The 19,993-nt window shown below is 70.2% G+C and carries 22 protein-coding genes; 9 read left to right on the top strand and 13 right to left on the bottom strand.

All coding sequences use genetic code 11. From position 1 onward, the window contains the following. Nucleotides 1-20: 20 nt before the first annotated feature. The gene (locus ACFPK1_RS08475) at nucleotides 21-356 is read right to left on the bottom strand and encodes a DUF3040 domain-containing protein (RefSeq protein ID WP_274187958.1); all 336 of its coding nucleotides are present in this window, start codon (nucleotides 354-356) and stop codon (nucleotides 21-23) included. Between the two features lie 111 nt (nucleotides 357-467). On the opposite strand from ACFPK1_RS08475, the gene ACFPK1_RS08470 reads away from it, so the two are divergent. Beyond that, nucleotides 468-941: a MarR family winged helix-turn-helix transcriptional regulator gene (locus ACFPK1_RS08470; protein ID WP_345332896.1), complete on the top strand. Its 474-nt coding sequence runs from the start codon at nucleotides 468-470 to the stop codon at nucleotides 939-941. A 338-nt stretch (nucleotides 942-1,279) separates the two neighbouring features. Here ACFPK1_RS08470 and ACFPK1_RS08465 read toward each other — a convergent pair whose 3' ends face one another. From ACFPK1_RS08465 to ACFPK1_RS08455, 3 genes are all read right to left on the bottom strand, one after another. Continuing rightward, on the bottom strand, nucleotides 1,280-2,467 hold the full coding sequence (locus ACFPK1_RS08465) for an FAD-binding domain (protein ID WP_378020479.1): 1,188 nt from the start codon (nucleotides 2,465-2,467) through the stop codon (nucleotides 1,280-1,282). 125 nt (nucleotides 2,468-2,592) lie between these two features. Further along, the gene (locus ACFPK1_RS08460) at nucleotides 2,593-2,970 is read right to left on the bottom strand and encodes a DUF488 domain-containing protein (RefSeq protein ID WP_378020478.1); all 378 of its coding nucleotides are present in this window, start codon (nucleotides 2,968-2,970) and stop codon (nucleotides 2,593-2,595) included. A gap of 459 nt (nucleotides 2,971-3,429) precedes the next feature. Next, nucleotides 3,430-4,032, bottom strand: a complete 603-nt coding sequence (locus tag ACFPK1_RS08455) for a DUF2249 domain-containing protein (protein ID WP_378020477.1) — start codon at nucleotides 4,030-4,032, stop codon at nucleotides 3,430-3,432. A gap of 59 nt (nucleotides 4,033-4,091) precedes the next feature. Between ACFPK1_RS08455 and fdxA the strand changes: the two genes are divergently transcribed. From fdxA to ACFPK1_RS08440, 3 genes are all read left to right on the top strand, one after another. Further along, nucleotides 4,092-4,436, top strand: a complete 345-nt coding sequence (gene fdxA, locus ACFPK1_RS08450; protein ID WP_378020476.1) for a ferredoxin — start codon at nucleotides 4,092-4,094, stop codon at nucleotides 4,434-4,436. Between the two features lie 118 nt (nucleotides 4,437-4,554). Continuing rightward, nucleotides 4,555-5,220 (top strand): helix-turn-helix transcriptional regulator, encoded by a 666-nt coding sequence (locus tag ACFPK1_RS08445; protein ID WP_378020475.1) that lies wholly within the window; start codon nucleotides 4,555-4,557, stop codon nucleotides 5,218-5,220. Further along, on the top strand, nucleotides 5,220-5,645 hold the full coding sequence (locus ACFPK1_RS08440) for a hypothetical protein (protein ID WP_378020474.1): 426 nt from the start codon (nucleotides 5,220-5,222) through the stop codon (nucleotides 5,643-5,645). The genes ACFPK1_RS08445 and ACFPK1_RS08440 overlap by 1 nt, the downstream gene beginning before the upstream one ends. 33 nt (nucleotides 5,646-5,678) lie before the next feature. Here ACFPK1_RS08440 and ctaD read toward each other — a convergent pair whose 3' ends face one another. The 3 genes from ctaD to ACFPK1_RS08425 all read right to left on the bottom strand — a co-directional run bounded on the left by ctaD (nucleotide 5,679) and on the right by ACFPK1_RS08425 (nucleotide 9,609). Then, nucleotides 5,679-7,436: an aa3-type cytochrome oxidase subunit I gene (ctaD, locus tag ACFPK1_RS08435; protein ID WP_378020473.1), complete on the bottom strand. Its 1,758-nt coding sequence runs from the start codon at nucleotides 7,434-7,436 to the stop codon at nucleotides 5,679-5,681. After that, nucleotides 7,433-8,242, bottom strand: a complete 810-nt coding sequence (locus ACFPK1_RS08430; RefSeq protein WP_378020472.1) for a hypothetical protein — start codon at nucleotides 8,240-8,242, stop codon at nucleotides 7,433-7,435. The genes ctaD and ACFPK1_RS08430 overlap by 4 nt, the downstream gene beginning before the upstream one ends. A gap of 758 nt (nucleotides 8,243-9,000) precedes the next feature. Further along, entirely contained in the window at nucleotides 9,001-9,609 is a 609-nt protein-coding gene (locus ACFPK1_RS08425; RefSeq protein ID WP_378020645.1) for a universal stress protein, read from the bottom strand. Nucleotides 9,610-9,792: 183 nt separating this feature from the next. On the opposite strand from ACFPK1_RS08425, the gene ACFPK1_RS08420 reads away from it, so the two are divergent. From ACFPK1_RS08420 to ACFPK1_RS08405, 4 genes are all read left to right on the top strand, one after another. Next, a complete protein-coding gene (locus ACFPK1_RS08420) occupies nucleotides 9,793-11,337 on the top strand; it encodes a PucR family transcriptional regulator (protein ID WP_378020471.1) in 1,545 nt (514 codons plus the stop codon). A gap of 261 nt (nucleotides 11,338-11,598) precedes the next feature. Beyond that, the gene (locus ACFPK1_RS08415; RefSeq protein WP_378020470.1) at nucleotides 11,599-12,432 is read left to right on the top strand and encodes a universal stress protein; all 834 of its coding nucleotides are present in this window, start codon (nucleotides 11,599-11,601) and stop codon (nucleotides 12,430-12,432) included. Then, nucleotides 12,389-12,868, top strand: a complete 480-nt coding sequence (locus tag ACFPK1_RS08410) for a GreA/GreB family elongation factor (protein WP_378020469.1) — start codon at nucleotides 12,389-12,391, stop codon at nucleotides 12,866-12,868. The genes ACFPK1_RS08415 and ACFPK1_RS08410 overlap by 44 nt, the downstream gene beginning before the upstream one ends. Nucleotides 12,869-12,894: 26 nt before the next feature. Beyond that, nucleotides 12,895-13,104, top strand: a complete 210-nt coding sequence (locus tag ACFPK1_RS08405; protein ID WP_378020468.1) for a DUF3040 domain-containing protein — start codon at nucleotides 12,895-12,897, stop codon at nucleotides 13,102-13,104. Nucleotides 13,105-13,260: 156 nt separating this feature from the next. Here ACFPK1_RS08405 and ACFPK1_RS08400 read toward each other — a convergent pair whose 3' ends face one another. The 6 genes from ACFPK1_RS08400 to ACFPK1_RS08375 form a co-directional block, all read right to left on the bottom strand. Next, nucleotides 13,261-13,518, bottom strand: coding sequence for an ANTAR domain-containing protein (locus ACFPK1_RS08400; RefSeq protein WP_378020467.1), 258 nt, complete (start codon nucleotides 13,516-13,518; stop codon nucleotides 13,261-13,263). A gap of 6 nt (nucleotides 13,519-13,524) precedes the next feature. Further along, nucleotides 13,525-13,926 carry a GAF domain-containing protein gene (locus ACFPK1_RS08395; protein ID WP_378020466.1) on the bottom strand — a complete coding sequence of 134 codons (402 nt, stop codon included), beginning with the start codon at nucleotides 13,924-13,926 and terminating at the stop codon, nucleotides 13,525-13,527. A 53-nt stretch (nucleotides 13,927-13,979) separates the two neighbouring features. Then, entirely contained in the window at nucleotides 13,980-15,239 is a 1,260-nt protein-coding gene (locus tag ACFPK1_RS08390; protein WP_378020465.1) for an NAD(P)/FAD-dependent oxidoreductase, read from the bottom strand. Between the two features lie 269 nt (nucleotides 15,240-15,508). Beyond that, nucleotides 15,509-15,985, bottom strand: coding sequence for a M67 family metallopeptidase (locus ACFPK1_RS08385; protein WP_378020464.1), 477 nt, complete (start codon nucleotides 15,983-15,985; stop codon nucleotides 15,509-15,511). A gap of 1,114 nt (nucleotides 15,986-17,099) precedes the next feature. Further along, nucleotides 17,100-18,269 carry an acetamidase/formamidase family protein gene (locus ACFPK1_RS08380; RefSeq protein WP_378020463.1) on the bottom strand — a complete coding sequence of 390 codons (1,170 nt, stop codon included), beginning with the start codon at nucleotides 18,267-18,269 and terminating at the stop codon, nucleotides 17,100-17,102. A 101-nt stretch (nucleotides 18,270-18,370) separates the two neighbouring features. Continuing rightward, nucleotides 18,371-18,748: a MarR family winged helix-turn-helix transcriptional regulator gene (locus ACFPK1_RS08375; RefSeq protein ID WP_274187939.1), complete on the bottom strand. Its 378-nt coding sequence runs from the start codon at nucleotides 18,746-18,748 to the stop codon at nucleotides 18,371-18,373. Between the two features lie 133 nt (nucleotides 18,749-18,881). Here ACFPK1_RS08375 and ACFPK1_RS08370 point away from each other — a divergent pair, with 133 nt between their 5' ends. Continuing rightward, nucleotides 18,882-19,946 (top strand): substrate-binding domain-containing protein, encoded by a 1,065-nt coding sequence (locus ACFPK1_RS08370; RefSeq protein WP_378020462.1) that lies wholly within the window; start codon nucleotides 18,882-18,884, stop codon nucleotides 19,944-19,946. Nucleotides 19,947-19,993 lie beyond the last annotated feature (47 nt).

Here is a 19,993-nt window from a genome sequence, read left to right as displayed (position 1 = left end):
TCGACCCGGCCGGACCGGGCTCAAGCACCCGGGCTCGAGGATCCCGAGCCCGAGCCCGAACGCGAGCTGCGAGCCTCGCCAGTCCGGCGGAGCCGTCGGAGCCGTCGGATCAACCACAACAACGTCGCGGCCACCGCGGCGAAGAAGAGCGCGGGGCCCGGTGCGTGCACCGCGAGCATGAGCCCGGTCAGTGCGACGCAGACCGTCATCGCCACGACGTGGAAGGCCAGCTCGAACGCCTGCTGGCGTGACACCCGTCGGCTGGCGGCGTCGAACGCCATCGCCCAGGTCGGATCGTCGGCGAGCAGTCGAGCTTCGAGTTCGACCAGCGTCTCGCGTTCGTGGTCACTGAGCATGACGGACCTCCTGGACCGGTGGGGCGGAACGAGGGACTGATCTATTATATCGTACCACGATATTTGATGGCCGTGCGGTAGATTGCCGGGGTGACGGTGGGTCACGAGGTGATGAAGGTCGTGGTGTTGGACGTGGGTGATTCAGGCTCGATGACGAAGCGTGACTTCGAGGCGTTGGCCGACTTCCGCTTCGCGGTCCGCTCCTACCTGCGCTTCAGCGACGAGACCGTGCGCCAGCACGGCCTCACTCCGCAGCACTACCAGCTGCTGCTCGCGCTGAAAGGCTTTCCCGGCCGCGAGTGGGCCACCGTGGGCGAGCTCGCGGAGCGGCTGCAGCTGCGGCACCACAGCACGGTCGAGCTGGTCAACCGCGCTGCGGGCAACGGGCTGGTGCAGCGACACGAGGACCCGGACGACGGTCGCACGGTGCGGGTTCTCTTGACTCCGGAAGGTCAGCGGCTGCTCGCCCTGCTGAGCCCACTGCACCGCGACCAGATGCAACGGATGGCTGCGGCGTTGACCCCACCCGCGTGGGCCGACACACCCCACCCTCCGACATCGTTGGACAGCGCGACGCCGGCCTGAAGACCGCACAGCCAGAGTTCGACCCCTTCGAGAGGTCCGGCCGCCCTCGATGGCTTCCGCCGATCGGCTTCGCGATGGTCGCCGGCCCGGACGCTGCCCACGTTGGAGCTCATCCATTCCGTATGCCCCTTCGGTGCCGCCCACGCTCGACACCTCCCGCTCCGGAGACTCGCCGTCGATCGCTCAGGATGCGCTCCATCCCGCTGAAGTCCATCTACTGAATCCGACAAGGACGACCGCGCGCCTTGTTCGGAGAGGACAACAGCTTCGTCTCGGCCTCTCGGCCTCGCGGGCGGCGACGCGGCGACGCGTGCCTGCGTCGAGGCCCGGCGCAGTGATCAGGGAAAGCGGTGGAACGTGGTCTCGGCGGGGAGCTCGACGGCATCCCGCAGGCTGCGCCCCATGACCCGTCTCGCGACGAACGGCAGACCCATGAGCCTGACCGTCGCGTTCCGGGTCATCAGGTGCAGAGAGGTCGCCGGCGCGAACGCCAGCCCCAGTCCCCGCGCCGCGTCCTGTTTCGAGCGCAGCAACGGCGCCAACCGGGCGTGCTGGCGGGCGAACGCCCCGACGTGGTCGCCGTCCGACCGGGACAGCTCGGCGGCCAGGACGTAAGCCTCCACCATCGCGAGTGCGGACCCCTGACCGGCCAGCAGCGACGGACACGCCGCCGCGTCGCCGACGAGGCCGACCCGGCCGCGGTTCCAGGCCGGCATCCGGACCTGGCTCACCCTGTCGAAGTAGAACGTCCGCGCCGACGGCATGGCCTCGAGCACCGCGGAGGTCTCCCAGCCACCTCGGCCGAGCCGCTCCCGCAGCAGGTTCTGTTGGTCAGCGCGGTTCTCCGGCGCCTCGCCCCCGTGTCGCGCGGTGATCAAGAACATCGAGACGTCGTCGGGCAGGGACAGCCGGACCAGCTGGAACCCGACCTCGGCGTAGAGCATGGTGACGAGGTCGTCGCGGGGGCGGTATCCGACGACGTCGAACGCGGCGGCGACGAGACCGAGGTTCCTCTCGAACCGCTCCTGTGGCCCGAAGGCCAGCCGGCGCACCCGTGAGTGCAGACCGTCTGCCCCGATCACCAGGTCGATGGTGCGTGCCGTCCCGCTCTCGAAGGTGACGTGCACGGCGTCCCCGTCGTCGTCGAGCGCCCTCACCGAGTCGCCGAACACGGTCTCGACACGTCCCTCGAGGGCGGCGTAGACGACGGAGGCGAGGTCGGACCGGGCGATGCTGACGTAACGGTCGTCCGGACCCACGAAGGTGGAGAGCTCGAAGGAGGCGATCCGTCGCCCACTCGAGCCGACCGCCCGCGCCTCGGCCAGATGGTGTCCCCGCCCCGTGAGCTCCGGGACGATGCCCATCCGCTCTGCGACGTCGAAGCCGGCACCCCAGAAGTCGACGAGATGACCGCCGCGTCGCAGCTCCTGCGCGTGCTCGACCAGTATCGGAGTGTGCCCGGCACGCAGCAGCCAGTAGGCCAGCGTCGGTCCCGCGATCCCTGCACCGACGACGAGCACCTCCATGACCGACCCAGCTCCGCATCGACGACGGTGACCACGGCCTTCAAGCAACAGTGTCGGCGCCATGTCCGCTCGTTCCCCAAGCACGACGTTGCGTTCGCATATCATTCGACGGGCACGACTTGCTGTCAGTCGCCACTGACTTGCGCATCGAGCAGGTCCGCGAGCACCGCGGCCTGGCTGATCTCGGGCTGCCGAGTTGCTGTCAGCAGGGTCAGCGTTCGTTCGGCCGCGAGCCCGCGCAGATGCTCCAGTGCGGCCGCCCGGTCCGGTTCGTCGAGTTCTGCCCGATAGCGACGCGCGAATTCTTCGAATCGCGACGGGTCGTGGCCGTACCACCTACGCAGGGCGGTCGACGGCGCGACGTCCGCGCACCACGCGTCGAGGTCCGCGGCAGCCTTCGTCAGCCCGCGGGGCCACACCCGATCGACGAGCACGCGGGCGCCGTCCTGAGGTGTGCGCTGCTCGTAGACCCGAGCGACCCGGACGCCGGATCGTGTCGTCATCCCGGGCTCCTTTCACGCCGGCGCCCCCGTGTCCGTCCGTGAGCCGCGGCCCTGAGCAGGCGCCCGCCCTCGTTCTCCCATCTCGCCTCGGCTACCTCCTGTCGGTCCGGACCGACGCGGGTACCGCGCTCGACCTCGTCGGCTGTGGGCAAGGGGCACCCTTGAGGACGAATGACGCTGGGATCGAGCGTCCCGGCTGCCGGGTCAGGGCCACGGCGCGCCTGACCAGTCCGTTTGACGGCCATCACCACCACCTCCATGACGGCGAGGTCACCCGTCGCTCGGAGTGTGACTCTCACGACCGGGAGAGGGTCTGTATGCGTCGGACATACTTGCCGCCGCGGCCTGTCCGACTCGACAAGAGGTCGGCGACGCCCAATAGCCGGCTTCCGCGAGCTCGACCGCGGCCAGGTCCTGGATGGCGACGTCGAGACGTCCCGCGGTGGCGACCCCGGCGACTCACGGACTCGAGGCGGTCGGGGGTTCGAGGACGAGAGACTGTCGTCGTTGGTGCACCGTGAGGTAGCTCAGCCCCTCCGGGCCGGCGGCGAACCCGCGCCGCGAGCCGCGCGGAAGCCACGCGAGGGTTCCGGATCGGAGCTCGAGTGGATCGGTCTCGGTGAGGACCCGGCCCGTGCCGGCGAGGCAGAGGATCAGGACGTCGAGGTCGGGACCCCGATGTTCGTCGATGCCGCCCCCCGGCCGTAGGCGGACGATGTTGGCGTCGAGGTCGCGACGGCGCATCGACAGCGACCACACCGCTCCCGCGGCGTCCGGATCATCCGCGGCGGCGGCCGTCGTGACGTCGCACAGGACGCGCGGTAGCGCAGCGGCGGTGAGCTTGCTGATCCGTATCCGCCACCTCGCGGGCCCGCGATCGAGGTAGTCCCAGCCGTAGCTGCCGGGGTGCTCGGTGTCGAACTCCTCGCGCAGGTGGCGCGGGTCGTGGTTGTTGACCAGGACGAAGGACTCGCCGACGGCGAGGGCGGCGAAGGCCTGGAAGATCGCCGGGTGCTTGTCGGGCTTGCGCATGCCCCGGACGTCGAGTTCTGAGGTGGCCATGGGTTCCTCTCGTCGCTCCGCCCTATTGATACTAGAGCGTGTTGTGTAAATTCGAGCTCATGACGTACGTGATCGGCTTGCCGTGTGTCGACGTGCTCGACAGGGCGTGCGTGGACGAGTGCCCCGTCGACTGCATCTACGAGGGCGCGCGCAGCCTGTACATCCATCCCGACGAGTGCGTCGACTGCGGGGCGTGTGAGCCGGTGTGCCCGGTGGAGGCCATCTACTACGAGGACGACCTCCCCGCTGAGTTCGCGGAGTACCTGGCCGACAACGCGCGGTTCTTCACCGAGCCCCTCGCGGGCCGGGATGCGCCGCTGGGAGCACCCGGCGGCGCGGCCAAGCTCGGTGCACTCGGGGCCGACACCCCGATGGTGGCGGCGCTGCCGCACCAGGTCGCGTGATGCCTCGGACCGGCTCGCGGCGGCCCGCGTGAGTGACGGCGGACAGCGGCCGGGACGGGCGTGGAGGTCTGCTGACGCCGGCGCTCGCGGTGCGCTCGTCGGACGGAAGCGGGAAGTCGTGACGTTGCTCCGGGATGCGGGATCCGAACTGACCATCGCCGAGATCGCCGGTCGACTCGACGTACACCCGAACACGGCGCGCTTCCATCTCGAGTCCCTGGTCCGCAGCGGCCACGTCGAACAGGTCGACGGCACGGTGGACGGTCCGGGCCGCCCGCCGCTGGCATTCCGGGCCCGACGCGGCATGGACCCTGATGGCCCCCGCAGCTACCGGCTGCTGGCCGGCATCCTCGCTGCTGAGCTGGGCGCCCGACCCGACGCCGTGGCCCGGGCCCAGGAGGCCGGGCGAGCCTGGGGCGCGGACATGATCGAGCAGCCGGCCCCGGACCAGGAACTCACCGACGGGCAGGCAACCGCCCGTCTGCTTGCATTGCTCGACGATCTGGGGTTCGCGCCCGAGCAGCGGGCCCCGGCCACTGACCGGCAGCTCGCGCTGCGTCATTGTCCGTTCCTGGACCTGGTGGAGACCGGTGACCGGCTCGTCTGTTCCCTGCACCTGGGACTGATGCAGGGCGCCATGACCACCCTCGGGACACCGCTCACGGTCGAGTGGCTCGACCCGTTCGTCGAGCCCGACCTCTGCGTGGCGCATCTGCGCGCCAACGCCCCTGGGCGAGTCGACGGATCCATCGACACCTCCGCCGACATGGAGAGGAGCGAGTGATGAATCCGGCCCTGGCGGTGACCACGGCGGTGACGTTCCTATGGCTCGGGATGGTGCTGGCCATCTCGTTCCTCGAGACGCCGTTGAAGTTCCGCGCATCCGGGGTGACCCTGCGCGTCGGGCTGGGGATCGGACGGGTGGTCTTCCGCGCCCTGAATGCCACCGAAGTCGCGCTCGCCGTCGTGCTGGTGGTCGCCGGCGTACTCGGGGGCGCCACCGGCCGCGTCGTGGCCGTCGGGGCCGCCGCCGTTGTGGTCCTCGTGGTGCAGGTGGGAGCCGTGCGCCCGACGTTGGCCCGCCGGACGGACCGGGTCCTCGCCGGCGAGGACCCGCCCCGATCGCGCGGGCACCACGCCTACATCGGCCTGAAGGTCACGAAGGTCCTCGCCCTCCTGGTCACCGGCGCCCTGCTCCTGGCCTCGTGACGCCGTGGGCGACCCCGACGACCAACGGTCACGTCAGCGGTTGCGGGGGTCGCTACCGGGCAGGTGCTCCTGGCCCGTGGCACCGGCCGCGGCCTCGCCCACACTCGGTGCACCGGAGCCGATGTGGGCCTCCCTCCGCATCCGGTCGGCCATGTGCGGGTAGTGCAGCTCGAACGCCGGGCGCTCGGAGCGAATGCGGGGCAGCTCGGTGAAGTTGTGCCGCGGTGGCGGGCACGACGTCGCCCACTCCAGCGAGTTGCCGTGGCCCCAGGGGTCGTCGACCTCCACCGGACGGCCGTACCGGAAGCTGTGGAGCACGTTCCAGATGAACGGCAGCGTCGAGGCCCCCAGGATGAACGCCCCGATCGTCGAGATGGTGTTGAGCACGGTGAACCCGTCGGACGCCGCGTAGTCGGCGTAGCGGCGCGGCATGCCCTCGTTGCCCAGCCAGTGCTGCACCAGGAACGTCATGTGGAACCCGATGAACGTCAGCCAGAAGTGCAGCTTGCCGACCCGCTCGTTCATCATCCGGCCGGTCATCTTCGGGAACCAGAAGTAGATGCCGGCGTAGGTGGCGAACACGATCGTGCCGAACAGCACGTAGTGGAAGTGCGCCACCACGAAGTAGGAGTCGGTCACGTGGAAGTCGATCGGTGGACTGGCCAGCAGGACGCCGCTGAGGCCGCCGAACAGGAACGTCACGACGAAGCCGATCGCGAACAGCATCGGCGTCTCGAAGGTCAGCTGGCCGCGCCACATGGTGCCGATCCAGTTGAAGAACTTGATGCCGGTCGGCACGGCGATGAGGTAGGAGGTGAAGGCGAAGAACGGCAGCAGCACCGCGCCCGTGGCGTACATATGGTGGGCCCACACCGCGATCGACAGCGCCCCGATGGCGACGGTCGCGTAGATCAGCGTCTTGTAGCCGAAGACCGGCTTGCGACTGAAGACCGGGAAGATCTCGGTGACGATGCCGAAGAACGGCAGGGCGACGATGTAGACCTCGGGGTGCCCGAAGAACCAGAACAGGTGCTGCCACAGGATCGCCCCGCCGTGCTCGGGCGCGAAGAGCTGGGCGCCCAGGTGGCGGTCGGCCTCCAGCCCGAGCAGGGCCGAAGTGAGGATCGGGAACGCCATGAGGACGAGGAACATCGTCACCAGGATGTTCCAGGTGAAGATCGGCATCCGGAACATGGTCATGCCCGGGGCGCGCAGGCACACGATGGTCGTCGTGAAGTTGACGGCGCCGAGGATCGTGCCGAGGCCGGATACCGCGAGGCCCAGACCCCAGAGGTCCTGACCCAAGCCGGGAGTGTGGGTCATGTCGGAGAGCGGCGTGTAGGCGAACCAGCCCGCCGACGCGGCCCCGCCCGGGGTGAAGAACCCGGAGACGACGATGATGCCGCCGAAGAGGAACAGCCAGTAGGAGAAGGCGTTGAGCCGCGGGAACGCGACGTCGGGGGCGCCGATCTGCAGCGGGACGATGTAGTTGGCGAAGCCGAACAGGATCGGCGTCGCGTACAGCAGAAGCATGATCGTGCCGTGCATGGTGAACAGCTGGTTGTACTGCTCGACCGACAGGATCTGCAGACCCGGCCGGGCCAGCTCGGCGCGGATGAGCATCGCCATCAGCCCGCCGACCATGAAGAACGCGAACGACGTGACCAGGTAGAGAACGGCGATGTCTTTCGGGTCGGTGGTGTGCAGGTAGCGCACCACCGAACTACCCTGGCGCGAGCGGCGCGCTGGTGCTTGCCCAGTGGCCACCGGTCGTGGCCCGACTCGGGTCATCGGCTGCCTCCGGTCGGCTGGGGTCGTCGCACCACTTGCTGCCGCGGGATGGACGTGCGACGCCGCGTACCACCTTGTGGGCCGGAGGCCGCCTGCCACTCGCGGGTGCTCGCCACGCGCGGCGTGGGCACGCTCGGTGGTACGGCCGATCTGGGAGATTCAGGCAAGGTGGGCTCGACGCGGCCCGTGAGGTGGTCCTCGGCGTCGAGTAGGGCGAAGTAGGCGTCACGGTGCTGTCGGGCGTTCAGCGAGGTGAGCGCCCTCCGGATCCCGGCAGCCGCCGACAGCAGGCCGGGACCGACGCCGACCCCCGCGTGGGCGGCGTCGGTGAGTCGCCACCGCAGCGCTTGCCGGGTGGCCGCGTCGAGGGTGTCGTAGGGCGGTTGGCCACGCAGATCGCGCAAGCAGTGCCTGATGGTCCGGTCGAGGACTCGGCGCACCTGTCGATCGTCGCGTTCGAGACCGGGATCGCCGGTCCTTCGCAAGCCACTGTCGATGTCGTCGAGCAACGCGAAAGTCCCAACAGCGCCGCTGGTGGAAAGGGTCGCCGTGGACGGTCTGCGCAACCCAGGACACGGCAGCACGAACAGGCAGACCACCAGCCCCGCGGCGCGAACCGCCGTGCCGGAGAGCATGCGCGTCACGAGCGTGGGCTCGAACACCCGCGCCTGGCTGAGGTCGCAGATAATTGCTGCACCCTTCACGCAGAGACACAGACGAGCCAGCAGGAGGCCGCGCAGCTCGTCGACCGCGGAGCGGTCGAGCTCCCCCGCCGCACACACCACCGACACCCCGCTGGTGGTCATCGCGACCGCGAAGCACGGCGTGGCCGGATCGCACTCCACGTCTTCGCCGAACGGCTCACCGTCCGGCCTGCCCCGGTGCGTCGATCTCCCTGCCCATCCCGCCGCGGACCCCACCGACCGTCGGTCAGCTCCTTGGGAAGTCATCGCCACCACATCTCCTCACCGCGCCACGCCGACCTACGTACGCCGCGATGGGAGCGTCCGATTGGACGACGCGCGTCCCACGTCGACGTTTCCGGTCACGGGGCATGACCGACCTCCCCGGACCGGCGGCAGCCGGACGAAGTGCCGATACTTTATATCGTAACACGATATTATTGGAGCGTCTGCGGACCAGAGGCCGCCCGTTGATGTAGCTCCCGGCGCCACAGACGCTCTTGTGGGGTGCGCCCGACATCTCCAGTTCCGAGGAGACCCGGACCCTCGGTCCGCTCAGGATGGCTCTTGTCGCGTGCGGTCGGTTAGTCGGATCCGCACGAATACGAGCCAACGGCTTGGTTCTTGAGGACAAGACGATTTCCCCCGAGCCGAGGGTTTAGGCGACGGATCAAGGGGTCAACAGCAGCACGCGCAAGGTGCACCAGGTGACCTGGCGGCCCCCGGCCGCCGAGGACGGCGCGGCTCCGTGACGCATGTAGGCCAGCATCGTGCAGCGGAGGTCGTCGACCGTCGTCCGGTCGAGAGGACCGACCGAGCACACGACGGGCCTCCGGCTTCCGTCATCGCGACCGCGATCTCGAGCTGGGAGGCAGGGCAGGTCACCGATCTCGCCACCCCGACGCGAGAACCGTTGCGGCGGGTGCGACGGTGCCTCCGTCGGTCTCGTGCGCGGCTATGCGTGATCCCGGATCAGCGAAAGCGCCAGGTGGGACCACGACGACCGGGCAGGAGCAAGCCTGCAGCAGGTCCCAGCCGGTCGCCCCGAGCGGAGGACGCGCCGCACCGTGACGTCTCGGGGTACCGACCGCGACCAGCTGCGCGCGACGTGCCGCACGCAGGAGGGCCTGCCCGGCCCCGACCTCGACGACCCGGAGGCGGATGGTCACACGAGGATGGGCCGCGCGGCACGCGGCGAGCTGCGCGACCAGGGCATCCTCCACGATCTCGGGAACGGCCGCGCGGCCGCTGTTCTCGGCGGTGACCACGAACAGGTCCGCTCCGAGCCGGTCCGCGTGCTCCGCGGCGAAGCGCAGGGCACGTTCCCCGCCGAGCGAGCCGTCGGCGCCTACCACCACCGGTCCCGCAGAAGGCGCCGACCGCGGCAGCGGTACCGCCACCAGCGCAGCTTCCTCGCCCCGGTCACCCGGCGCGCCGACATCCGGGTGAGACCGGCTCCGGGTGCTGGCGTCCATATCTGTGTCGAGCATCTCCACCACCTCCGAGTCCAGCGAGGTACTGCTGACACGCCACCAGCGTGGACCGTCGACCGGGGGCGGGGATGGTGGAGAACCACAAGCTCTGAGAATCGATCTGTCCGCGCGTGACAACCCGACCGATGGATCGGGGATCCTGCGGGCCGGCTCCGAGATCTCTGCGAGAGGCAGGCGCGCATGATCACCCTTGACCGGCTGGTGAACGTGCTGGCGAGCAGCGGGGCGCGGTTGGTCTGCTGTCCGCGTTCGCGGGACGTCCTGCTGCGGAGCCTGATCGTGCACGATCCCACCGACACTCGAGTCGCCACCGGGGACGTGTTCCTGGCGGTGGGTCTGGACACCCCGGACGTAGCGGTGCGGCTCGCCGCGCGCGCTCGGGCGGCGGTCGCCCTGGTACGGGCTCCGGCCCCCCTGGAGCCGACAGTTCAGGCGTCCGCCGAGGAGGCCGGCGTAGCGGTCGTGCTCGCGGAGCCGGAGGTGTCCTGGAGCCACCTGACGGGTCTGGCGTACGGCTTGGTCCTCGAGGGTCGCGAGACCGAGGCGGGTCGCGGCCCCACCGACCTGTTCGCCCTCGCCGACACCCTGGCCGCGACGGTCGGCGGCCCGGTCGTCATCGAGGACCAGCTCTCCCGGGTCCTGGCGTACTCGAGCCTCGACGACGCCGTGGACGCGGTGCGCTCAAAGACCATCCTCGGTCGCCGCCTCCCCGAGACGATTCGCGGCGTCTTCGCCGAGCGCGGCGTGTTCCGCCACCTCGCCTCCTCCGACCTCCCGCTCTTCGTCGCGCCGTCGCCGCAGCACGGTCTCGACGGGCGCATGGTCGTGGCGGTCCGGGCGGGACGGGAGCTGCTCGGCTCACTCTGGGTGGAATCCGATGGCCCGTTCGACGAGCGTCGCTGCCGAATCCTCGAGGACGGCGCCCGTACGGCAGCACTGCACCTCCTGCGGTCGAGGGCGAGCGCCGACCTGGAACGTCAGGTCGAGTCCGACCTCGTCACGCGTCTGCTGGAGGGCACCGGCGACGGCCAGGCGATGATCAGCCAGCTCGGACTGACCAACGCGGCCCTGCGGGTCGTGGCGTTGCAGGCGCACGTCGACGAGGAGCAGCACGCCGGCGTCCTGCTGGTCTTCGAGCACGTCACCACCGGGTTCGGCTGGTCGCGGTGGGGACGGAGCGCGCTGTTCGCCAACACCGTGTACACGGTGCTGCCCATGCGTGACGAGACACCCGACGGCGCGCGCAGTTGGGTGGAGTCGGTGCGTGCTGCCATGCCGTCGCACATCTCGTTGCACGCGGGGATCGGTGGGCCCGCCGACGCCATGGCCTTGCCCGCCAGCCGGCGCGAGGCGGACGAGGGACTGGCGTTGCACGTGGCGCACCCCGGGTCGCCGCCCATCGCCTACGACGAGTCGTGGGACCGGATCCTCCTGCGCAGGTTGCGTGCTATCGCGGCCGACGGCCGCGTCCCCGAACGGGGACCCGTCGTCGAACTCCGACGACACGACGAGCAGCACGGCACCCGGTACATCGACACCCTGCGGGCCTGGCTCGCGGCGCACGGCGACATCGGCGTCACCGCCGCCCAGCTCGACGTCCACCCGAACACCGTGCGCTACCGGCTCCGGAAGATGAACACCGCAACGCACCTCGCAATCGATCGCCCCGAACAGCGAATCGCCATGTTCATCGCTCTGGCGGCGACCGACGACGAGCACGCCTGACCACTGCTTGGCGAGAGCGGCCACATTCGCACGCCAGGTTTGTCCGTGAACGACAACGGCCAGCACCCGTCGTCACCGCATCCTGGCCATCACGGAGGACGAGGTCCGTGATGGCCGGAGTGCGGAAGGGGCGGGGCGGTGGAGACGGAACCAGACACGTGGGCGCTTCCGAGCGACCACGGCGGCATCGCAACCCTCCCGCTACCCCCGCCGGCAACCTCCGCTCCCATCATGCGGTGGGGAGGCGTCCGCGACGCGGTCGTGGTCGGTGTCGACAACTCCCTGGGCGTGCTCACGGCGGTGAGCTGGGCCGCCGTCGAGGCGATGCACCGGGGAGTTGACCTTCACCTGCTGCACGTCGAGCGCGACGATCGGCCGGACTCCGTGGACCCCCGACGGTGGCTGCACCGGGCACTCGGCACGGCCACGGCGGTCGCGCCGGGCCTCGGGATCACGGTCATTCGCGAGCACGGTGCGATCGGACCGGTCCTGGCGAGATACACCCGACGAGCCAGCCTGCTCGTGGTGGGGGGTCGTCGACTGGCGGACGGCGGACCCTCCGCAGGGCGTACGGTCGCCGAGGCGCTCCGTCGGGCCGACTGCCCGGTCGTCGTCGTCCCGCCGCGCCGCACCGGGTCGTGGGCCTCCACACCGTCGAGCCGTCCTGTCGTGGTCGGCCTGATGGCGCACGACGACGGCGGCGTTCTCGACCTGGCCGCAGCCGTGGCCGCACGACGGGCGGCACCTCTCCTCGTGGTGGCCGAGGGTGGGGCAGCCCTTCCCCGAGCAGACGCGGCCGACCGCCGAGAGACCTGGCTCGCGCCGGCACAGGACCTCGTCGCCGCGCTGCGTGTCGCGGGGCGGCGTGCCCAGCTGGTCGTACTCGAGCAGCGGAGGGGCCCGACACGACGACATCCGGACATCGAGGACTTCCTGGCCCGGACTCCTTGCCCGGTGATGGTCGTAACCGAGGGAAGGTCCGCGCGCGAACTGCCCGGCCCCACGCCCCGCCTCGTCACCACCTTTCCCGCCTCACACGGAGGAACGCCGCATGACCACGAACAGGCCGGCCTGGCTGAGCCCGCAGGGATGTGAGCAGGTCCGCGACGAGCTCGAGCGGCTGCTCCTGGAACACCGCGCGGGCTTCCAGCCTGAGCACGACGCAGATGCCGACGCGGACGCGTGGGCCCGGCACCGCTGGCGTGAGCGCCGGATCCGGCACCTCCAGGAGCTCCTGCTGACCGCCGAGATCGGGAGCGCGCCACCGGACGACGGGTTGGTCGAAGCCGGGATGCTCCTCACCGTGCAGTTCGACGGGTCGTCCAAGGAGGAGACCGTCCTGCTCGGCGATGGTGACGTCCCGGCCGCCGCGGACGTCGAGGTGTACTCCACCGCGTCGCCGATCGGCCGCGCGCTGCTCGGGGCGATCGAGGGAGAGACCCGGACCTGCCAACTCCCCGTAGGGCGAACGGTGTCGGTCACGGTGCTCACCGCGAGGCCGTACCGCCATGACGTGCCTGTGCTCGAGTGACGTCGAGGACTGAAGGAGGCCCGACCATGCTCAGTGATTCCGAACGCCGGACTCTGGCCGACATCGAGGGTCGGTTGTCGGCGGAGGACCCGAGTTGGTTCGAGGGTTCGCCACATCGCAACGCCGTCTCGCCGCACAGGCCCGGCCGGCGTGGCAACGCGCCGTGCTCGTGGTCGGTGCGTCGGTGGCGGCCGTCCTCGCACTGCTCGCGGCCTTCGCCGGTATCCCGTCGCTGACCACGTTCTTCGTCCTCTGCACCGCGTGGTCGGTGTGGATGGTGGACCGCCCGCTTCGACCCGCGGGTCACCGGGATCGGCCCCGTCCGACGGAGGGCAAGACCTGAACGAAGGGCTCGTGGCGCCCCTGACCCGGTGGTCTTCCCGACGACCGGGTCAGGAGCGCGGCGGCAGGCCGAGCGAACCGTCCGCGAGCAGGGAGGCCACCTCACGCAGCTTGATGTTGGTGTCCTGCGACGACTTCACGAGGAGAGCGAACGCCGCACGGTCGTCCACGGAGAAGCGTTCCTTGAGGATGCCCTTGGCCTGTCCGATGACGTCCCGCGTCTCGAGCGCGCGGGTCAGACCAGTCACGCTGAGGGCGTTGTCCACCGCCAGGGCCGCGGCCCCGGCGACGAGTCGTGCGGCCAGCACGTCCTGCTAGGCGAAGGAATCGGCCCCGTAGAGCGTGACCGCGCCTCGGACGCGTCTGGTCCGGATCGGCAGCGACATGACGGTGAGGTGACCCGTCCCGACAGCCAACGCCGCCCACCGCAACCACCGGGTGCTGTGCGGCAGATCGTTCTCCGACGTGATCGTCGACCCGGTGGCCGCTTCGACGGCAGGTCCTTCCCCGAGCGTCACCTGCGCCTGGTCGAGCCCCGCGGTCGCGGGGTCGGAGGCGGACACCCCGACGGCATGACGTCGTCGATCCAGCAGGAGCGTCGAGGCGCTGCGCGCGCCCGGTACGGCACGCAACGCCGACGCGACCACGACATCGAGGATCGGCTGCGCCCCGATGGCGTCGGGGTGGTCCGCGACGACCCGGGCGATCGCCTCCACGGCCTCGACGATCGCCTCGTCCACCCCGGTCCCCGCGTCGATGCGCGGAGCCATCAGCGGAGGGGGTCGAAGGGGGTGAGCTCGGCCGGCTGCTTCCCAGTGGTGATCTGTTCCGCCAGCAGCCGACCCGTGATCGGGCCGAACGTGACTCCCCACATGCCATGTCCTCCGGCCATGAAGACACCGCGCTGCCGCGTCGCACCGATGATGGGGAGCGCATCGGCAGTGACCGGCCGGGCCCCGACCCACGGGGTGCTGCGCTCGTCCCAGTTGACACCGGCCAGGAAGGGCCGGACCGAGTCGATGATGGCGTCGACCCGCCGGGGGTCCGCCGGTTCGTCGACGTCTCGAAACTCCATCGTCCCCGCCACCCGGAGCTCGCCCCGATACGGGGTACACGCGACGCGGATGCCGGGGAGGTAGATGGGGCCGTCCACCGGGGTGTCGGTGGGCACGCTGAACGAATAACCGCGGCCGGCCCTGACGCGGGTGCGCACACCACGCGTGCGGACGAGGTCATCTAACCGCGCGCCCGTGGCGACCACGGCTACGTCCGCGGTCACCGGTGGCCCCTCGTCAGGGCAGACGAAGACGCGGTCGAGGTCGGCGACGATCCTCCGGGCCGCGAAGCGCGGTCGGATGGAGGCGCCCCGGCGGACCACGGATTGGGCCAGCCGGTCGACGAACCGGCCGGGGTCGAGGTAACGCTGTCCGTCGATCCGCAGCCCGGCCACGACACGTTCCGAGAGTTGCGGCCGTAGCGACGACACCTCGTGACGATCGAGATCGTCGAACTCGACGGGCACGCCGAGACTCCGCAGAACGGTCAGCTCGCGGCGCATCGCCGCAGCCGCGCGTGCCGACTCCATCCCGGCGACCACCGGTGCGTCATGGGTCTCGGCGTCGACCCCGTTGCTCGCGAGGGTGTCGAAGGCCCGGAGGCACTCCTCGAGCAGGGGCAGGTGGTGTCGAACTGCGCGACGCCAGTAAGCGGAGCGGCAGTGGGCGGCGAACCGGAGCAGGAAGCCCCACAGGCGCGGGTCGGCGCGGAGCGGAATGCTCAGGGGCGCTCCCGGGTCGGCCAGACCCCGTAGCCCTTCGCCCAGGACGTGGGGGGAGGTCAGCGGCACCGCGAGCGCCGGTGAGAGGTAGCCGGCGTTGCCCCAAGAGGCTCCGGCTCCGACCTCGTCTCGTTCGACGACCGTCACGTGGACGCCCCGGTCCTGCAGGAACCACGCGGTGCTCAGACCGACGATGCCGGCGCCGACGACCACCGCGCTGCGCGGGGTGATGTCGCCCCTCGACAAGGACATGCCACCTCCAGGGACTGCTGTTCGTCCCTTGACCATGGACGAGGTACGGCCACCTCGGGCTGTCGAGCAGCGACAAACGTCGGGAAGGTAGTTGTGGCCTTGTACAGGTGTCGCGCCCGCCGGGTCAGGACGGCGACACCGCTCCTATGCCGGGCCTGCGGCGCATGTCGGCTCCTGACCGATCCCGCTGCGCGCCTGCTGGAGATCGCCGGGCCGCCTCCCCATGCGGACTGCGACCGAGATGACGTCGGCACGCACCCGGACCGGGATCAACCTCCGTACGTCCCGCCGGGACCGATCGTCACCTCGTCCTCGACGACCTCGCCGTGCCCGCCGAGTAGGAACGACCGCAGCTCGGTCTCGGCGTCCGGGCCGTCGAGCGCGACGATGACGAAGTGCACGTCGGGCTGCAGGCCCATGAAGCGGACGTCCTTGGCCGACGGGTACGCCTCCGACTGCCTCCGGCCCTCGGGCAGCCGGCGGGGCATCCCGGTGTGGGAGTGCACGACAGCCACCACCTCCTCGCCCCGCGACTGCGCGTCCAGGTGGACCCGGAGCTGCTCGTCCGGATCGAAACGGAAGTTGTCGTACTGCTCGTCGGCCTCGTCGGCATTCGTCATCGGCACGTAGCGCATCGCTCGGCCGCCGTCCGCGGCCCCGAACAGCTGCCCGCACGCCTCCCGGGGGTGATCGCGGCGGGCGTGGGCGACGATCTCTTCGACCAGGTCGACCCGGATCACGAGCACGGGGCCTCCTCCTCGGTGTCCCGTGGACGCACCCCCGGGACGTCGATCGTCCTGGACCAGCCACGGCATGTTCTCAGGCTCCCGCCGCCCAGGCAGGTAGGCGTTCAGCACCGGTGGCACCCACGTCCGCCAGGACCGTCCGAGTTCGTCCGAGAGCCGGCGGAGCATCCGCGCTCCGGCGACACCGGGCCGGAGCCGAACCTGAACCGGCCCCGCCCCGAGGTACCGGAGCTCCGTGTGTTCGGAGGGCGGCGAAACGGGCCGGGCCAGGGCGTTTTCGATCAGCTCGGGCAGTCGGCGCCCGAAATGCTCGATGGCATCGAACGTCACCGAGGTCACCGTGCGCTCGGGTCGCTGCGCGCAGAAGGTGTCCAGCCGGGCCTGGAGGGCATCGGAGACGAAGATGATGTCGGAGTCGACGCCCTGGACCTCCGGATCGTCGACGCGATCCTGCATGCCTTCCCTCACCGACGCATCGTCGCCCGCTGTTGGGGCGAGCGCGCGCCGGCGAGAAGGTCGAGCCGGCCGAGACTCAGGTCGGACGGGCTACGACCGAACCGGGCGCGAGCCGCGTGTACGTGGCGACGCACCACCCGAGGGCGGCGACGGAGAGGAGAGGAGGTAGACGCCGTCGAAGCGACCGGCGCGAGAACTGCGGAGCCGACGGCGTAGGCGCTCACGACGAGTCCGAGCGCGAGTCCCCGACCGGAGGCCACGGTGCCGGCGACCCGCACCGCGGTCGCGTAGCCGAGGCCGCTCGAGGCGCAGACCAGCACGCCTAAGGCTAGGACGACTGCGATCACCGAGCCCGCCACCGCACCCTCGAGGAGGCCCACGATCCTCCCGCCCGCGCCGCCTCGTGCTGACCGTCATTCTCGCCCCGCTGGACCGACGGGCTCGTGACGCGGGTGGTCCGCGAGGGAGGCCGCCTCTCCCCCTGACTGGTCCGAGCTTCACGTGGTCGAGGCGTGATGGCAGCCCCCCGGGTCGTCGGCATCGGCCCGCGGGGGAGGCGGACCGGCGGGCTCCGTCACAGCACACGCGTGCAGGGGGCTGCGAGCGTCTGCACGTGCGGCGACGGAGCCGCGCCGGTCGGACCGGAGCCGGCGGCCGATCAGGTGGGCAGGATGTCCTTGTCGAAGATGTCGAGCGGCACCTTCAAGGTGACCGCCGCGTTCGGGATGTCGACGATGCCGCCGATGTGCATCTCGCACGGGGCCACCGAGATGATGGTGTACGCCTGCTCCGGGGAGTACCCGAACTTGCCCAGGTAGGCGATCGCCTGTTCGACGGCGTCGACGGCTGCCATCGTCGCGTCGATGTACTTCTGCTCGGTCCCCTTGGCCGACAGGCCGGTGAAGCTGAGGTAGCGAGCGCCGAGATTCGGGTCCACGGGCGACGGGCGCAGCATCGGGGTCCGGACCCCGTATCGCGCCATGCCGTCCTTGACAACGTTGAAGCGGTACCAGCCGACGCCGTCCATCTCGATCGCGTTCCACGTGATCTCGCCGTCGCCCTCGGCGAAGTGGAAGTCACCGGTCGAGAACATCCCGCCCTCGACGAACACCGGGAAGTACACGCGCGACCCGCGCGAGAGGTTCTTGATGTCGAGGTTGCCGCCGTTCTCCCGCGGGGGCACGGTGCGGGCCGCCGTGGCCGCGACCCGCTCCCACTCCTCACCCTGCAGCGTCCGTAGCACCGCGGTCGACATCGCGTCGGCGCGCGGAGCCGCGTACCCGTCGGCGATGAGCGGGTCCTCCCGGGCGTTCCACGTCTCGAGCAGCTCCATCGAGGGTGCGACACCGATGACGCCGGGGTGGGAGATGGCCGGGATCTCGACACCGGGGATCTGGCGGCTGGTGGCGAACAGGCCGTGCAGGTCCCAGATCGTCTTGTAGCCCTCGGGGAACCAGGAGGCGAGCGGACCACCCATGCCGGGAAGGATGTTGGAGTAGCCGATCCCCGACAACGGCTGCACGTCGAGGACGTCGACCACGAGCAGGTCTCCGGGCTCGACCCCGTCGACCTTGACCGGGCCGGCCATCGGGTGGGTCCGAGTCAGGTCGAAGTCGCGGATGTCCTGGTCGTCGTCGACGTCCTTGAGCTGGTAGTCGTCGTACCCGCCCGCCTCAAGGATGATCTCGTCGCCGGGGCCGAGCTCGTGCAGCGGCGGGATGTCCGGGTGCCACCGGTTGTGCCCGAGCTCCTTCTGATCGGCCAGCGGAACGCCGACCTCGCACCGGTAGCGCGGTACGGCGAGATCACGGTCAGGGAACCGGGACACGCCGGACTTCGTGAAGTCTGTGGGGCCGGTCGACATCGTCGTCCTCCGTCCTGTGGGGTGACGAGGACGCTACTTCCATATGAAAATATGTCAATGAGTGGTTATTGCATCCGAAGCACAGCCTGGAGCGCGCCGACCTGCCACGGCACGAGCCCCTCGAACTGCGCCCCGAGCGCCACCTCGACCTCCTCGGCGAGCGAGGCGGCCAGGGCGCGCCCGCCCGGTGCGAGACGCACGAGCACCCGGCGCCGGTCCGGTCCGTCCAGACCGCGGTAGACGAGGGCGTTCTCGACCAACTTGTCGATGATCCGCGTCATCGTCGGCGCAGACGCGCGACACGCGCTCACCAGGCCCGACATCGACGCCGCTTCGACCTCCGTCAGGTGGTGCAGGACCCACCACTGTTCGACGGTGAGACCAACCGGCGACACCACCGCGTGGATGGCCCGCTCGCACACGAACGCCCGGTCCGCGACCAACCGGGCGAGCTCGATCGCACTCGGTCCGTCTGATGCCACCCGTCCCCCTAGCCTTGCCTTCCCTGTCGGTCCTCGCGATACTTCCACATGAAGATATGTCGTTCCACTTCTGCGTGCCGGACGAGGAGGTCGCGTGGAGGAGCCGTTTCGCGTCGGCCTCGCGATACCCCTGCAGGGCCCGGGCGGCATCTTCGGCCCCTCGTGCGAGGCCGTCGCGGAGCTCGCCGCCGCAGAGGTGAACGCGGCAGGTGGAGTGCTGGGGCGCGAGCTGGAGCTCACCGTGATCGATGCGGGCACCTCGTTGCCCGAGATCCGACGCACCGTCCACCACCTGCTCGAACGTCGCGAGCTCGACGCCGTTACCGGTTGGCACATCTCCAGCGTTCGGGAAGCGCTCGCGCCGGTGCTGCGAGACCGGGCGGCCTACGTCTACACCTCGCTCTACGAAGGCGGCCCGATCCCGCGGGGTGTGTTCACCAGCGGAGAGGTGCCCGAACTACAGGTCGCACCCGCGCTGGAGTGGATGCGCGACAACGCCAGGGTCCGTCGATGGGCCCTGGTCGGCGCGGACTACGTCTGGCCGCGCCGCACGGCGGCGCGGGTGCGGGAGTACGCCCGCGTCGCCGGCATCGAGGTCGTGCACGAATCGTTCGTCTCGTACGGGTGCCGAGACTTCTCATCCACCCTCGTCGACATCGCGCGCAGCGAGGCGGACGGTGTTCTGATGCTGCTGGTCGGTCAGGACGCCGTGATGTTCAATCGGGAGTTCGCCGAGGTCGGCCTGGACTCGATCATGCCGCGGTTCGCTCCTCTCATGGAGGAGAACATGTTGCTCGCGACGGGTGCGGAGGCGACCGGCAACCTCTATGTCGCGGCCGCCTACTTCAGCTCGCTCGCAACGACGTCGGCGATGGATTTCATGTCGGCCTACGTGCATCGCTACGGCCCCGATGCCCCGGCGCTCAACAACGCTGCCGAGTCGTGCTACGAGGGTCTGCTGGCGTTGACCTCGCTGACGCGGGCAGCCGGATCCGTTCGCGTTGACGACGTCGCGGCGGTCGCGGCCGGAACACGGGTGACCTACGAAGGCCCGCGAGGCACCGTGGCCCTCAGCGGAGGAGGGCGCGGGGAGAGCCACCAGGCCATCCATCTCGCCCGCGCCGACGGCTACGACTTCGACGTCCTGACGACGCTCTGACCGGTGGCGAGCAGAGGCACCGTGCGACCAATGCCCAACCTTCGGTA

It is taken from the genome of Actinomycetospora rhizophila (genome assembly GCF_042657905.1).
Taxonomy (GTDB): Bacteria; Actinomycetota; Actinomycetes; order Mycobacteriales; family Pseudonocardiaceae; genus Actinomycetospora; species Actinomycetospora rhizophila.
Note: the sequence above shows the minus strand (reverse complement) of the source record. Positions and strands in the feature narration are given on the sequence as shown.

Excerpts from the sequence above, each read along its gene's own strand:
- ACFPK1_RS08440 (WP_378020474.1), top strand. The coding sequence starts at position 5,220 with ATGAATCCGGCCCTGGCGGTGACCACGGCGGTGACGTTCCTATGGCTC.
- ACFPK1_RS08405 (WP_378020468.1), top strand. The coding sequence starts at position 12,895 with ATGCTCAGTGATTCCGAACGCCGGACTCTGGCCGACATCGAGGGTCGG.
- ACFPK1_RS08460 (WP_378020478.1), bottom strand. The coding sequence starts at position 2,970 with ATGACGACACGATCCGGCGTCCGGGTCGCTCGGGTCTACGAGCAGCGC.
- ACFPK1_RS08475 (WP_274187958.1), bottom strand. The coding sequence starts at position 356 with ATGCTCAGTGACCACGAACGCGAGACGCTGGTCGAACTCGAAGCTCGA.
- ctaD (WP_378020473.1), bottom strand. The coding sequence starts at position 7,436 with ATGACCCGAGTCGGGCCACGACCGGTGGCCACTGGGCAAGCACCAGCG.
- ACFPK1_RS08430 (WP_378020472.1), bottom strand. The coding sequence starts at position 8,242 with ATGACCACCAGCGGGGTGTCGGTGGTGTGTGCGGCGGGGGAGCTCGAC.
- ACFPK1_RS08420 (WP_378020471.1), top strand. The coding sequence starts at position 9,793 with ATGATCACCCTTGACCGGCTGGTGAACGTGCTGGCGAGCAGCGGGGCG.
- ACFPK1_RS08410 (WP_378020469.1), top strand. The coding sequence starts at position 12,389 with ATGACCACGAACAGGCCGGCCTGGCTGAGCCCGCAGGGATGTGAGCAG.
- ACFPK1_RS08425 (WP_378020645.1), bottom strand. The coding sequence starts at position 9,609 with ATGCTCGACACAGATATGGACGCCAGCACCCGGAGCCGGTCTCACCCG.
- ACFPK1_RS08465 (WP_378020479.1), bottom strand. The coding sequence starts at position 2,467 with ATGGAGGTGCTCGTCGTCGGTGCAGGGATCGCGGGACCGACGCTGGCC.
- ACFPK1_RS08455 (WP_378020477.1), bottom strand. The coding sequence starts at position 4,032 with ATGGCCACCTCAGAACTCGACGTCCGGGGCATGCGCAAGCCCGACAAG.
- ACFPK1_RS08390 (WP_378020465.1), bottom strand. The coding sequence starts at position 15,239 with ATGTCCTTGTCGAGGGGCGACATCACCCCGCGCAGCGCGGTGGTCGTC.
- ACFPK1_RS08470 (WP_345332896.1), top strand. The coding sequence starts at position 468 with ATGAAGGTCGTGGTGTTGGACGTGGGTGATTCAGGCTCGATGACGAAG.
- fdxA (WP_378020476.1), top strand. The coding sequence starts at position 4,092 with ATGACGTACGTGATCGGCTTGCCGTGTGTCGACGTGCTCGACAGGGCG.